This is a genomic window from Micromonospora sp. AKA38 (assembly GCF_027925725.1).
Lineage (GTDB): Bacteria > Actinomycetota > Actinomycetes > Mycobacteriales > Micromonosporaceae > Micromonospora.
The window spans coordinates 207,592-220,395 of the sequence record NZ_BNEI01000004.1 but is presented as its reverse complement, the minus strand read 5'-3'; the positions used below and the strand labels follow the sequence as shown (position 1 = coordinate 220,395).

General features: G+C 66.1%; 15 protein-coding genes and 4 pseudogenes. 6 read left to right on the top strand and 13 right to left on the bottom strand.

Annotation, left to right across the window (positions count from 1 at the left end):
- Positions 1-64 precede the first annotated feature (64 nt).
- Positions 65-475, bottom strand: coding sequence for an SMI1/KNR4 family protein (locus tag TPA0908_RS16605; protein ID WP_281938944.1), 411 nt, complete (start codon positions 473-475; stop codon positions 65-67).
- A 95-nt stretch (positions 476-570) separates the two neighbouring features.
- Here TPA0908_RS16605 and TPA0908_RS16600 point away from each other — a divergent pair, with 95 nt between their 5' ends.
- Positions 571-855 carry a hypothetical protein gene (locus TPA0908_RS16600; RefSeq protein ID WP_281938942.1) on the top strand — a complete coding sequence of 95 codons (285 nt, stop codon included), beginning with the start codon at positions 571-573 and terminating at the stop codon, positions 853-855.
- Positions 856-904: 49 nt separating this feature from the next.
- Here the strand turns inward: TPA0908_RS16600 and TPA0908_RS16595 are convergent, their stop codons facing one another.
- A complete protein-coding gene (locus TPA0908_RS16595) occupies positions 905-1,363 on the bottom strand; it encodes a hypothetical protein (protein WP_281938940.1) in 459 nt (152 codons plus the stop codon).
- A 971-nt stretch (positions 1,364-2,334) separates the two neighbouring features.
- Here TPA0908_RS16595 and TPA0908_RS16590 point away from each other — a divergent pair.
- Positions 2,335-3,321 carry a hypothetical protein gene (locus TPA0908_RS16590; protein ID WP_281938937.1) on the top strand — a complete coding sequence of 329 codons (987 nt, stop codon included), beginning with the start codon at positions 2,335-2,337 and terminating at the stop codon, positions 3,319-3,321.
- Positions 3,322-3,461: 140 nt separating this feature from the next.
- Here the strand turns inward: TPA0908_RS16590 and TPA0908_RS16585 are convergent, their stop codons facing one another.
- Both TPA0908_RS16585 and TPA0908_RS16580 read right to left on the bottom strand, forming a co-directional pair.
- Positions 3,462-3,794 carry a YfbM family protein gene (locus tag TPA0908_RS16585; RefSeq protein ID WP_308447835.1) on the bottom strand — a complete coding sequence of 111 codons (333 nt, stop codon included), beginning with the start codon at positions 3,792-3,794 and terminating at the stop codon, positions 3,462-3,464.
- A complete protein-coding gene (locus TPA0908_RS16580; protein WP_281938935.1) occupies positions 3,763-3,954 on the bottom strand; it encodes a hypothetical protein in 192 nt (63 codons plus the stop codon). Before TPA0908_RS16580 ends, TPA0908_RS16585 begins: the two co-directional genes overlap by 32 nt.
- A gap of 337 nt (positions 3,955-4,291) precedes the next feature.
- Between TPA0908_RS16580 and TPA0908_RS16575 the strand changes: the two genes are divergently transcribed.
- The gene (locus TPA0908_RS16575; protein ID WP_281938933.1) at positions 4,292-4,462 is read left to right on the top strand and encodes a hypothetical protein; all 171 of its coding nucleotides are present in this window, start codon (positions 4,292-4,294) and stop codon (positions 4,460-4,462) included.
- A 108-nt stretch (positions 4,463-4,570) separates the two neighbouring features.
- Positions 4,571-4,864 (top strand): hypothetical protein, encoded by a 294-nt coding sequence (locus TPA0908_RS16570; RefSeq protein WP_281938931.1) that lies wholly within the window; start codon positions 4,571-4,573, stop codon positions 4,862-4,864.
- A 63-nt stretch (positions 4,865-4,927) separates the two neighbouring features.
- Here the strand turns inward: TPA0908_RS16570 and TPA0908_RS31870 are convergent.
- Positions 4,928-5,115, bottom strand: a pseudogene (locus TPA0908_RS31870) (IS5 family transposase); the annotation flags it as partial.
- A 62-nt stretch (positions 5,116-5,177) separates the two neighbouring features.
- Positions 5,178-5,372 carry a hypothetical protein gene (locus tag TPA0908_RS16565; RefSeq protein WP_281938930.1) on the bottom strand — a complete coding sequence of 65 codons (195 nt, stop codon included), beginning with the start codon at positions 5,370-5,372 and terminating at the stop codon, positions 5,178-5,180.
- Positions 5,373-5,577: 205 nt separating this feature from the next.
- On the opposite strand from TPA0908_RS16565, the gene TPA0908_RS16560 reads away from it, so the two are divergent.
- On the top strand, positions 5,578-5,919 hold the full coding sequence (locus TPA0908_RS16560) for a hypothetical protein (protein ID WP_281938928.1): 342 nt from the start codon (positions 5,578-5,580) through the stop codon (positions 5,917-5,919).
- A 37-nt stretch (positions 5,920-5,956) separates the two neighbouring features.
- Here the strand turns inward: TPA0908_RS16560 and TPA0908_RS16555 are convergent.
- From TPA0908_RS16555 to TPA0908_RS16540, 5 genes and pseudogenes are all read right to left on the bottom strand, one after another.
- Positions 5,957-6,835: pseudogene (locus tag TPA0908_RS16555) on the bottom strand (IS5 family transposase).
- 232 nt (positions 6,836-7,067) lie between these two features.
- Positions 7,068-7,388, bottom strand: coding sequence for a hypothetical protein (locus TPA0908_RS16550; protein ID WP_281939345.1), 321 nt, complete (start codon positions 7,386-7,388; stop codon positions 7,068-7,070).
- Positions 7,389-7,478: 90 nt separating this feature from the next.
- Positions 7,479-7,796, bottom strand: a pseudogene (locus TPA0908_RS16545) (hypothetical protein); the annotation flags it as partial.
- A 617-nt stretch (positions 7,797-8,413) separates the two neighbouring features.
- Positions 8,414-8,524 (bottom strand): annotated as a pseudogene (locus tag TPA0908_RS31805) (hypothetical protein); the annotation flags it as partial.
- A gap of 1,107 nt (positions 8,525-9,631) precedes the next feature.
- Positions 9,632-10,162, bottom strand: a complete 531-nt coding sequence (locus TPA0908_RS16540; RefSeq protein WP_281938926.1) for a hypothetical protein — start codon at positions 10,160-10,162, stop codon at positions 9,632-9,634.
- A gap of 359 nt (positions 10,163-10,521) precedes the next feature.
- Here TPA0908_RS16540 and TPA0908_RS16535 point away from each other — a divergent pair, with 359 nt between their 5' ends.
- Complete coding sequence (locus TPA0908_RS16535) at positions 10,522-10,890, top strand: cyclic-phosphate processing receiver domain-containing protein (protein WP_281938924.1); 369 nt, start codon at positions 10,522-10,524, stop codon at positions 10,888-10,890.
- A gap of 79 nt (positions 10,891-10,969) precedes the next feature.
- On the opposite strand, the gene TPA0908_RS16530 is transcribed toward TPA0908_RS16535, so the two are convergent.
- Together TPA0908_RS16530 and TPA0908_RS16525 are read right to left on the bottom strand one after the other, a co-directional pair.
- Complete coding sequence (locus TPA0908_RS16530; RefSeq protein ID WP_013285058.1) at positions 10,970-11,173, bottom strand: hypothetical protein; 204 nt, start codon at positions 11,171-11,173, stop codon at positions 10,970-10,972.
- A 99-nt stretch (positions 11,174-11,272) separates the two neighbouring features.
- Entirely contained in the window at positions 11,273-12,097 is an 825-nt protein-coding gene (locus TPA0908_RS16525) for a transposase family protein (protein ID WP_281938921.1), read from the bottom strand.
- Positions 12,098-12,804: the final 707 nt, after the last annotated feature.

Sequence of the window (12,804 nt, the reverse complement as noted above, 5' to 3'; positions counted from 1 at the left end):
AGCCATTGAGATTTGGCCAGGCCCTCGGACGGCGGCAGAAGAGCAAAGGGATCCCTCGGCACAGTCAGATCCCAAGACGTTCGATCAGCATCTCGATGTTGGGCGCAACCTCGATCCAGTCCGCCGCTGTGCTGAGGTAGATCACCGACGGCGCGGCAGCCGAAGGTCTGTAGTCCAACGCAAACGGCTGGTCAGGTCCGAGATCACCGATCAGGAGAGACCGGTCGGGATCCACGTCGCCGGGCGGGCTCTGCCGGTCCGGTTGACCGAGGTAGAACCCGCGATAGTCCTCAGGGATGTCATCGAGCCAGCGCCTGTTGGCCGTCATCCGGTTCAAGGGAAGGAACTGCGGGGCTACGGCGTCATCACCGAAGACTTCCCGGTACGTCGGCGACGAGCGGTCTGGAGCTACCCACCGACCCTGCTGCAGCACCCGGAGGAGCGCAGACGGGACCGGCAAGCTGTCGATGATCATGCAACTATCGTCGGTGCTCCGAGCGGTCCCCCACAAGACTTCGACGCACACCACCAGCGGCAAATCCGCGCATGCGCGGATCTACGCTTACAGCCATGGACGGTCGCTTCTATCGTCGTCGCTGGGACGAATCGCGCGGCGACGAGTTCGACGCTTGGGGACACTCCGTCTGGTACTTCGAGGTGAATGACGACGGTTGGCCGGTCCGGCAGGTCGAGGTGTACGACCACGGCCCGGTCCTCCGGTACGGGCCCGGACATGAGACAGACCGGCACGGCGGCCTCGGGCAGGCGAGCCTGGATGATCCTGAAGAAGACTGGAGCCCGTTCGTCGTCACACGCGACGCGTTCGAGCGCGTCTGGGACTCCGCTTACACGTAGCCCGAGCCTCAAGACCCGCGCCTCGCGGCATGAGCGGATGCGGCGTCGGCTACCTCGGGATGCGTTCGACCGCAGCCGCAGGCACAGTCGCGACTATGTAATCCTCGGTCAGATCCGACTGCACGTCGACCATCAGGCCCCGGCCGGCGTAGCGCACGGTGAAGCTGATCTGCCGGAGCCACGTCTCGTCGTATTCCGCAAGAGCTTCCGGCAGTGCGCCCACAAGTCGGACCTCGTCGCCCGGCTTGAACGGAGCGTCTGCCGGGGCCTCGGTGCGAATGACGGCAGAGATCGCGTGAATGAGGGACTCCAGCGGTTCAGTGTCTGCACCGTAGTGGACGAGATGGCCGGCTTGGCCGAAAATGTGCTCGACCTCAGCTCTGCTCAGATCGGCGAACGCCTCGGCCGCGCCGCCGGACAGGGCCCGCTCCCCCGACAGGGCAAGTTGCGCAGCCAGCGCTGAAAGCAGCCGATCGATGACACCAGCTGCAACGTCGGCCTCTGCCACGTGGTGAGGATACGGCGAACAGCGGCACTTCTGTCGACCGGTATACGACGGGGCGCCGACATCCGCTCGTCGGCATGAGCAGGACGTAGTGGGCCCATGAAGCGGAGCCGCCGGCGCTGACGCTTTCGGGTGCACCGAAGAGGTCGCCGCCCAGGAAGCCCTGGCCAGAGCGGTCGGCCATGGGATTTGCGTCTCAGCTGCCGGAATCCCGACCAACTCCGCCATGGCGAATCTAGAGCCGCCCGTCATACAGGATGGGTCCGGCGACTGGCGCCGGTGGGCCCAGGACGACAAGCCGACAGCAGGCAGGCGGGGAGCAGCCAACGCTGACCACTTCGGCCTTCTCTGGGAGGTCACACCAGACCTCTCTCCCGGATCTCTGCAGGTCAGAGCCTTCCGCTTGGCCCGGGCTCGGTGAGCTTCTCGGGCGCGGTGACCACTTCGTCAACCTGCACCCAATCTGCTCCCACCTGCAAGGTCCGGCTAACCAGCTACCCCTTACCGCTGCGACCTGCGCATACTCACCCGTCAGGGAAGATTGAGAGCTGTCGACCGCTGCTCGACACTGCGGAGCACTCCGTTTGAAACAGGACGCCGTACCGACTCTGACCTGCGGAAACGAGAACTAGCAGGTCGCGGTGGGTGCAGTTGGATGCCGTTCAGGGCCGTAAAGCGCTGTTGAATGCCGTTCAGTGCACCCGTCTGCTCCCATCCCGCTCCCCCAATCTCGGCACGACACGGCCGGCGGCTGACGGACGGATGCGGTCTGCTTGCCGCCCAGGCCGAGACCGGTGTGGCTGCGGGATGTGCGGTGTGAGGCCATCAGATGCGATGCGATCGCTGCCTCTTCCCACCGCATCCAGTGGCTCCCATACCCCCTCCCGGAGGGCGTCTGTCGCCAACTCCTCGACCTGACCCCAACCGCCGGGTCGTGGTGGTATCTAAAGTGAGTCCGCCGAGGGACGGAGGAAATGAGGCAGATGAACGCCGGAAGGTCGCGCGCGCGTGCGCTGCGTATGGTCACCTTGCCGGTTGTCGTGCTGGCCGTGGTCATGCTCGGCGGGTGTGGCCGGATCATGGGGCTCGTGGAGCCGGTCTCCGTGTTCAATCCCGTCTGGGCCGCCGATGGTTGGGTCTACTACCTGCGAGAGGTGTCCTCGGACTGGGCCGAATTGTGGCGGCAGCGGCCTGATCAGGGGAAGGCAGAACGCGTCCTTAAGGGCCCCCCACAGGAAGCTGACTGCGATGAGGGGACTGGGTTCAGCTTTCTCTTCGCCGGCTCCAACGGCGATGTCGGGGTGGCACTCGAGTGCGGCTGGGACCGCACCGAGCTGCTCAGCTACTCCCCGGACGACAAGACGTTCGCGCCTCTGGCGCTGACGCGCTTCCTTGCCGGCGCCGCACTCGTGAACGGTGACGGCAGGGGATACGTAGAGGCGCCCCGGGAGTGCGGCCCGGGGGGCATCCAGATACTCGCTGACGGGACGGCATCTGAGTTCCCCGCTCCGGTAACGATCGACGGGAGAACCTTCAACCTCAGTGGCAGTGATACGGGCTGCCAGTCCATCGTGCTGGTGCGGTCACCGGCAGCCGTGGGCGACCGGCTGTTCTTCATCACCGCACCCGACTCCCTCGGCAGGTTGCCGCTACCTCCCGAGGTGAGTCCGGACGACTTCACCTGGCACCTGACCGAGTGGGATGGGAAATCGGCCACAGCCAGGTTCCTCACCGAACTTCCGGGCCTCGCCGATCTCGCAGTGTCACCGGACGGCCAGTCGGTGATCGCTGCCGTCTCGTCGGATGACGGAGGCGGGGTCTGGTCGGTCGACGTCGGCACCGGGAAGAAGACGAGGATCGCCGACGGCGGGAACGCGTATGCCCCTAGCTTCTCGCCTGACGGCAAGCGGCTCGTCTACGTCGAGGACTTCGACCGATTGAAGTTCGCCTCAGCGCCGTAGACGCCTAGCGTGTTACCTGCTCGTGAGCCCGTGGGCTCCACGAAGTTCGCGGGCGCCGAGGTGTCCGCGGCTTGCTGGCGTCTCCGCTTGCAACGGGTGCTTGATGCCCGTCGGCAATCGAACACAGGCGGGTCTCGACATCAGGTGATGGCCACCAGAACTGCCTGACTATTCACCGCTGCGGCATGATAGAACCGGCGCAAACGGGCGAAGCGCGACATAAGGTAGTCGAGCTCGCCGGTGCCATTGGTCCAGATGTCCGGGTAGATATCGGCCGCAGCCATGGCGCCCGGGTCGAAGCGGGCGCGCAGCGTTTCTACACCCAGGGCGTCAAGCGCGGCGGCCACAGCGCGGACGGTGTCCCGGTCGAGCAGCCGCGGCGGACCGTAGCCACCGTCCTGGCCGACCTCGACGCCGCCGAGGATCGCCGTCCCGGCGCCCTCACTGACCTGCCAGCCAGTGCCAGTGAGCAGGAAGTGGATGCCGTGTCACGACTTTGTCCAGGTCCAGCTCCGGCTCAGGCATCTCGGCGTCATCGTCGTCGAGGTCGCCGTACAGCAGCCTGTCGACGGCCGTCGGGTAGGTGAGCACCGCCGTAAACTCCTCGGACGACAACCGGCGCCCGATCAACACGATGCTCCTACCGCGGCACCCTTCCGATTGGCGCTGTTCCAGCAGCCCGGTCGGTGGCTCTCGTTTGTCGGCACCGTACCGCAACCACCCTTCCCTTGATGATCAAGAGCCCACCGCGGCGACGTTGCCTGTAGCAAACCAACCACCGAAGGCGAGCACCTCGGCTGAGCCCGTTCGCACGGTCGGCGGCATATGGGTGCACCTGATCTTGGTCCGGCGCACGGCCATCGGCCAAACAGTGGCGCCGCCGGCCCGGTGCTTCAGCACGTCCAGCAGGAGAGCGAACCTTAGTTCGTGCTGCGTTCCCTGCCGACGCAGCGACCTCACCAACGCGTTCGTGCGCCAGGTCGTCGTCGATGGCTTAACCCTCCTTGGACCGCAACTCGATCCACCGCTCGGCGATCCCGCCCAGTATCTGGCCGCCGGCGTCGGCCAACGCCTGCGTGAGATCGGTAGAGACGACGAGTGGTTGCCTCACTCGTCGTCGGCCGGTCAGAGTGACCTGTGAAGCCGGGCGGCCCGTACGAACGACCGAGACACCGCTGTCGCTGGCCGGGTCGTGAGCGTCGCTGGGATGCTCACCGGCTTTAAGGCTTCACCCGATGGAGGTGACGTGATGGATTTCGTGGAGCTGGTGATCGACGGTCCCATCACTGTCGATCGCGACGACCTCGAAGATGAGCTCAACAACGCGCTCCTCGGACTCGGCGAGGTGACCGGCGCCGGAACGAGTGAGCAGGGCTCTCACCTTGACGTCGACATCCTTGCGGCAGCGGACAGGCAAGCCGTCCTGAACGCCATCTTCGGGGTGCTCGCCACCCTAGAGGTAGGTGAGTCCGTGCGGGTCCGGCTTGGCGATGGGCAGACCTGGGTCCGCCCGAGCGAGTGGGAGCTTGCCGAGTCCCGCTGACGCCTGATATTCCCGTCCTAGCTGATGGTTGACGGAGGGGCCTAGGGCCTGTGTCGAAGTCGGTCACAGCCACTCGTTGATGGCGGCGAGGTGGATGGTCGCCTCGTAGCGGACGGCTAGCTTGTCGAAGTGGGTGGCTACGGCTCGGTTGCCGTTGAGTCGGTTGATGCCGCACTCCACGGGTGACGTTGCTGGTAGAGGTGCGGGTCGAAGGCCGGTGGCCGGCCGCCTTTGGATCCCTTGGCTCGCCGGCCGTCCGTGCGTCAAGGTCCGCATGACGTGGCGCGCGCCGGATGGCCGGCCAAGTCGAGGGCTACAACTTCCGGTCAGTGATGGCGGCCTCTATGCGCAGTCCCATACCAGTCAGGATGAGGAAAAACGCAACGAGATACGGCTTCACGCCGTCGTAGCCCGATGACATGGTGAGCAGCGAGGTCAGGAAGCCAGCGACCAGCGACAGCGTGCCGAGTAACCGTCCGGTATCCGCTCGTTTAGATCGAGGATCCACAGTGTGACCGTAGCGGAGTCGGTGTAAGTGAGCGATGCCCTGGCCTGGGTCGGGTGACTAACTGGGTGACGATCGGCACGCGCGGCGGCGGACCACCACGGACACCGGTGGACACCTGTCGCTGCTGGAAGAGCGTGACTGCCAGGTTGGAAAAGGTGACTGATGCGAACGCGAAACCAGCGTCCAGTAGGAATGGGGGTGACGCATGGACCGCTTCGAGGGCCGCTGCTGGCTGGACTGGTGGGCTAACACCTCGACCCTTCTCGGCAGCGTCGAAGTGGCCGTCGTGATCACCGCCAGCGACGCCGGCTGGGGCGCCCATGGCCACCTCGTCAGCGACACCGACGAGGACCGCGACGGCCTCGCGTTCCTCTGCGACCAGGATCCCGTCTTCACGCTGCGCTTCGAAGACGAACGCATCACCGCCGTCACCGTCCACCCCACCGACGACCACCGCCGGTTCACTCTCACCGAATACATCGGGCCAGGACACCGCTCAGTCGAGCATCACAACGATCTGACCCCACCCCAAGCACGTCTCGGCTGAACCCTCCGAATCTTCCTAGGGCCTGTGTCGAAGTCGGTCACAGCCACTCGTTGATGGCGGCGAGGTGGATGGTGGCCTCGTAGCGGACGGCCAGCTTGTCGAAGCGGGTGGCCACGGCTCGGTTGCGTTTGAGGCGGTTGATGCCGCACTCCACGGCGTGGCGTTGCTGGTAGATGTGCGGGTCGAAGGCCGGTGGCCGGCCGCCTTTGGATCCCTTGGCCCGCCGGTTGGCGTCCTGGTCGGCCTTGCTCGGGATGGTCGCGGCGATGCCCCGCCGGCGCAGGTAGGCCCGGTTGGCCTTCGAGGTGTACGCCTTGTCGGCCAGGACCCGGTCCGGTCGTGTTCTCGGTCGGCCGGTGATCAGGCGGGGAACGCGGATCGCGGCCAGAACCGGGATGAACTGGGGGCTGTCGCCGCGCTGCCCGGCAGTCAGCACCATGGCGAGGGGTTTCTGGCCTTGCTCGCAGCCCAGGTGCAGCTTCGTGGTCAACCCACCACGGGAGCGGCCGAGCGCATGATCGGTCGGCTCAACACTGACGCCGCCGGGTGGCTCGGCCTGCAGATCCCCCTTTTCCTCGCCCCAGCCGCATGCTGGTGGGCGCGGGCGCTGGTCGAGTCCACCGACACGTCCCAGGTGATCCTGCCGTCCGCATCGGCGAGGGCCTGCAACGCGGTGAGCACCTGCTGCCAGGCCCCGTCGCGCTGCCACCTGCGGAACAGGGCATACACCGCCGACCAGGACCCGTACTGCGGTGGCACGTCCCGCCACGGCGCACCCACCCGGATCCGCCACCGGATCCCATCGATCAAACTGCCGTCTACTCCATGACGACGGTCGACCCGGCCGCTTACCCGCCGGCAGCAACGGCTCCAGCACCGCCCACTGCCCGTCGGTCAGGTCGAACCGCCTCGTCACCGCTAGGGTGTCCACGAGGTCTCCGGTTTCAGGTTCTGCTTGGTCGCTGAACCATCTACCGGAGACCTCGCCTACTTTCGATCTCCGACACGCGAAGATCCTCAAACCAGCTCAAGCCCTGGCCCGGACTTCGACACAGGCTCTAACCGCGGTAGGCGATCAATATCGTCCCGCCATCCCGAGGCTCCCCACTCGCTCGCCCGGCAACAGTCAGACGGCGCACGCGGTGCCGTCACTCAGGCGGAGACGGATCTTCTTGTTGGTATTCCGCCCAAAGCTCCTGTGCCTCCCGGGCCATGGCCTGTGCCTGGCGTGCCTTTTTCTTGCTGGAGTTTGGCGTGGCCCGGTGCGGCCTTGCATGTCCTGAGCCGCAACGGGGCAGTTGCTCGAGCCGCGCCGCCTGATCCTCCAGCGCGTACGACAAGATCTTGAGATTGGCGGCCCGGTTACGGGCGACGGCCTCGCGAGCGGCTGTGATCGCCTCCTCGCCCAGCGCCAGCGCCTGGGCAGTGCGGCCTGCGTCGTTCAGCCGTACCGCCTGCCGCCTCAGCATCTCTGCGTGTCGCGCCAGGATTGCGGGCCGGTTGACCGCCGCGACCTCACGCTGCAGTTCGAGGGTCTCTTCGCCAACGGCCAGGGCTTCGTCGAGCCGGCCGGACTTGGACAGTCCGTTGGCCAGGTTCGACAGCGACAGCGCCAGGTCCCGCAGGTGTCCGGCCCGGTTGTCACAGCAACGAGCTCCCGACGCAGCTGCACTGCCTCTGTCGTAAGGGCGAGGCTGGCATGTCGCTCCTCGGTGACGGCTCCAAGGTTGCCCACCGCCTCGGCCAGCCTCGACAGGTAGGCCTCCCGGTCGACAGCGGCCAGTTTGCGATACAGCTTCACCGCCTCGTCGGTCGCGGCCACGGCCTCCGCCTGCCGGTCCATATCGCTGAGCCGCCCGCCATACGTATCCAGGCACGAGGCGAGCAGCGGACGATGCACTTCGGGCTGGGCTGCGACAAGCTCACGGCTCAGTTCGACCGCCTCCGCGGCCGCCGTCAGAGCCTCCACCGGTCGCCGTACTCCCGCCAGGCAAACCGCCTGATTCTTCAGGGCAATCACCATGTAGACGAGATGCCGTGGCCGGTTGCACTTCATCGAGTCACGGAAATGCGTGACAGTCTCGGCGCCAACTTCGACCGCCTCCTTCCACCGCCCTGCCTCGTACAGCCGGTTCGCATGGAGGCTCAAGACCCTGCCCAGGGCGTTGTGCATCTCCGAGCCGACCGGTTGGTCCTCAGCCAGCCCGCGCAGCAACTGCAGAGCGCGGTCGCTGATTTGCAATGCCTCCGCCTGGTGGCCAGTCGCCGCCAACGCCATCGCGTAGGGCTCAAGCAGCCGGCACATCAGGACGTCAGGGCATGCATCCATCAGCGCCAACGCCTCACGACCGGCAGCCAGCGCCTCCGGCGCCCGGCCGGAAACCACAAGTCGCCTGGCGAGCGCCCCCAGGGCCTCAGCAAGCTGCTCCTCGTGGCGGCGGTCGATGGTGTAAAGCTCCCTGGCCAGCCGGACCGCCTCCTCGGCACACTCCAGCCCTTCCGCCGGCCGGCCAGCGTCCGACAAGTAGTAGGACAGGTTGATGCATGCCACGACGAGAGTTGGCAGAGCGGCGCCACGGTCCCGCGCCGTCAAGCCATGTAACATCTCCACAGCCCGTCGCCCCGTCTTTACCGCATCGTTGAAACGGCCAGCGAGCGACAGCTCCACCGCCTCGTCGACCACCGCCCCGACCTGGCGCAGCGATGCGTCAACCCGCGTCCCCCGCCGCAGCCATCCGCGCCAACCTGTCGACTTCACACGGGCGAATATAAGCGCAAATGATCAGCCCATCGGCCCTCGATGCCGACCCGCAGACGCTTCGGGCACGCCGAAGAGGTCATCGCCCAGGAAACGCTGGTCAGCCCGTTGCTGGCGGGATTCGAGTCTCAGCCCTCGGGACCACACCGACGCCAGCACGGCGAGATCCAAAGCCATACGTCGATACGGCAGGGCCTTCTCGACCGGCGTAAGCGGGTCCCCGGCGGCAGCCGGCACCATCAGGACGGGGAGCAGCGACGGCTGACCTCTTCGGCGTTCTCTGGGAGGTCACGCCGGACCGCTCGCCCGCATCCCCACAGGTCAGAGCCCTCTGCTTGTTCCAGGCCCGGTGAGCACTTCGGGCACGCTGACCACTTCGCCAAGCTGCACCCAATCTGCTCCCACTTGCAAGGCCAGGCCATTCAGCCGCTCCTTACCGCTTTGACCTGCGCATACGCCCTTGCCAGTGAAGATAGAGAGCTGTCCACTACCGCTCGAAACCGCGGAGCACTCCGTGTGAACCAGAACGCGGCACCGACCCTGACCTGCGAGAACAAGAACTTGCAGGTCGGGGTGGGTGCAGTTGAGTGCCGTTCACTGCCGCTAAACGCTGTTCAGGGCCGTTCAGTACACCCGTCTGCTCGCACCCTGCTCCCCCAACCTCGGCGGAAAACCGTCGGCGCCCCGTCGGCGGGCACGGTCCCCCATCGCGCAGGCGGGCGCCGGACGAGCGGTGCCATTCCCTCAGCTGCGAGGTGGTCTTTGCCTCGGCACTCCCGCATGCGCAGCTCCTAAACCGCTCCCTTCGGGCATCTGTCAGCCAGTTCACCGAGTTCCCGGCAGGAGCAACGACTGCTCGGCCACCTTCATCGTCCGCGGAGACGGCTGCCTGCGGATGTACGGACCTATACAGCCTGTACTGCCTTGACCTACAGTGCGATTCCGCCAACGTCCTTAGAAGTACGGCTCGAAGGTGGTTGGCAGGACCTCACGGAGGTAGTCCAGCGAGCTGACCCTTTCGGTGCCGCCCAGAGCATCCACCAGTAGGTCCAACATGCCGCCTGGATAGCCTTCTCCGGTCCGGCCGCGAATGTCGGCCACCACGCACGTCCACGTGTCGGCGGGCTTGCTGGTCAATTCCCAACAAAGCTCGAGCTCGCCGTTGACCGTCCCCCAAGCGAACAGTTCGCCCGGCTTGTTGCCGAACCTGTAGTAATCCTCGATACCGTTGGCCGGATCGGTTCGCCATAGTAGTACGTCGACGTAGTAAGCCGCATCCTCGCGGTATTCCCTCTCACACGGGTGGAACACCTGCACGAAGTCGAACGCGCCCGGAGGGAACCGCTCCACGTACTGCCGAAAGTCCGTCGGGAACTGGTGACCGAAGGCAGCCTGCAACGACGACCAGTCCGGATCGTACGGAGACCTGCCACTCCAGCCAACCAACGCCGCCAGCCTGTCAACCGCAGTACTCACACCTGTCACGCTCACATCCTTCCAGGCTGGCCGATGGCTACTGCTACAGCACAAGATCGGCTCATCCGCCGTCCCCGTATGCCGCCGGCCCCGCCCCCCTGGGGAGCGGGGCGCTGTCCGGCCCGCCACGTCACCGGACCTCGATACCGTCGCCGGCCTCGCCCGCGGGTCCGCCGCGCTGGTCCGCCACCGGGGCACCGAGCAGCACCTCGACACCTGGATCGACCGCGCCCGCCACGCTGGATGCACCGAACCTGCGGCTTCGCCGTCGGCCTGGATGACCGCGACACCCCCCGACAGCTCTCGGCGCCTGCTTCGCCGGCGAAACCGGATGGCGACGTGTGACGGTGCCCGCGCATCATGACCAGGTGGACGCCCGGCGAGCGATCGCTCTGATCGATGACCTTCGGTCATTCGTCGATGGCCGCCGCGCGGAGGTCGCCCGTACGAGCCCTGCCGGAGTCGAGCTTCTTACCCGCTACCGGGATGGCCGGCTGGACGAGTTGTGGCTGGACCACGACCTAGGCGGCGACGACACAATCTGGCCGGTGGTAGAGGTCCTGGAACAGGCCGCCTTCGACAACCGCCCCTTCAACATCGGTGTGGTCGTCGTCCATTCCGCCAACCCGAGCGGTGCCGCGAGAATCGCGCTTGTCCTGAGGCGCTGGGGTTACCGGGTCCGCGTCGCGTCGGGTTGCTCAGACGTCGGCTACGACAAAGGTCCTCCGGCGAGCTGATCGATCCGGCTACGCCATCGCGTACAGTCGTTCTTCGTCTGTGGCGGATCCGGAACACTTACCGAGCCCTGGATCTCAGCTACCGACACATCCAACCGGCGTGCCGGGTTACGCGAGCATGCCGGGTTACGCGGGCAGCACCGCGGTCGACGCACAGTTCGCTAGTCTCGTGATCGATCCAGTAGCTCTGCCCGGTGCCGATGAAAGTGGGCTGCCGCAGGTAGAACCAGCGACCCACCACGTTGACGAGGATCAGCCGGTCGGCAGTCACGCGCTCAACCATCCCGCACTCCCTCAAGCGCCACCGCACCCCACCTACTTGGTCAGCGTACGCCGACCTGCAGCCCCGAGGTGAACGCTTCTCGGGATGAGTGAAGTGATCTCAACAAGAGCGCGGCAGGTATCGGTGTTCGAAGTGGGTGAGGTGTAAGGCGGCGCGGACGATGTCGCCGGTTCCGCGGGGGCTGGCGGTGGTGTGGCGAAGAGTGCGCCAGCGGCCGGTGAGGATGGCGAAGCCGCGTTCCCCGAGGCATCGCATTGATCGAAGGACGGCGTTGTAGGTGCGGTTATCGACCGCGAGGCGCCGGCCGTCGGCGGGCTGCTTGTACGGGGTGTGGATGCCCTGGCCAGCGCCTTCGTAGCCGGAGTCGGCCAGGGTCGGCAGGTGCAGGTGAGATGCCGCCCAGTACAGGGCGCCGGTGACGTCCAGGTGCTGGGCGCAGGTGAGATCGTGCAGGTGTCCAGGCATCGCATCCGAGGTCCAGACAGGTAGCCCGTCCGGACGCATCACCGCTTGAATGTTCGCCCCGAACTCGCGGTGTTTCCCGGAGTACCAGGCGTCGATGGTCTCGCCCTTGACGCTGGTGGTGGTCTCGGCGAGCCGGTCGGTGTCGAACAGCTTCCCGTCCAGGATCACATGCGACCAGCCGTCGGCGGCGACCCGCCGCAGCGCCTCGTGCAGGGTGGGGGTCTGCGCCGCCAGGACTCGCACCGTCTCGGCCACATACCGGTAGGCCGTCGCCCTCGACACCCCGAACCCGGCTCCCAGGACGGTCTTGTCCTCACCCTTACGGAACCACACCAGCGCCAGAAGCGCCTGGTAAAAGCACGTCAACGCCCGTGTTCCCGATCGGGTGCCCACCGCCCGACGCTCGGCGCGTAGCAGCCGCGCGACGTGCTGCACGAGTTCCCTGGGCACGTCGACCATGGCAGGATAGGCAATCACGTGGGGCCCTCTCGGAGACTGGATCTTGTCGCAAAGACCTGTCTACCGATGGCTCCACGCCTACATCCAACGCCGTCCGGTATGGACGTCACACCCGTGTCATCCCCAACCGGCGGCCGAGCCTCGTTGAGATCACCTCAGTAGACGTCGCCGACCCTGTGGAGCGGGTTTTCGAGGCTGATGCATTCGGGCACGCCGAAGAGGTCGCCATTGAAGAATGCCTGACCATAGGCTTACAGGTGGGATTCAAGTCTCAACCGGCGGAACCAGCACCGACGCGGCCACAACGACGCCAGTGCCTCACATCGATGCAACGTGACCGTCCCGTTCGCGGCCGGCGAACTCAGCACGACAGCCTGCGCGCCAGCGAAGCGGGGATCATCAACGCCTGACCACTTCGGTCTTCTCTGGGAGGTCACGCCGCACCGCTCGCCCGCATCACCGCAGGTCAACACGGTGTCCCGCGTCCAACTGCGGTGAGCACTTCGGCTGCCGTGACCACTTCGCCAACCTGCTCCCAATCTGCACCCACATGCAAGGCCGGGTCCTCCAGCAGCTCCTTACCGCCCTGACCTGCGGATACTCCCCTACCAGGCGACATAGAGTGCCGTCGACTGCTGCCCAAAACGGCTGAGCGCTCCGGTGTGAAGCAAAACGCCACACCGCCTCTGACCTGCGAACACGCGAAG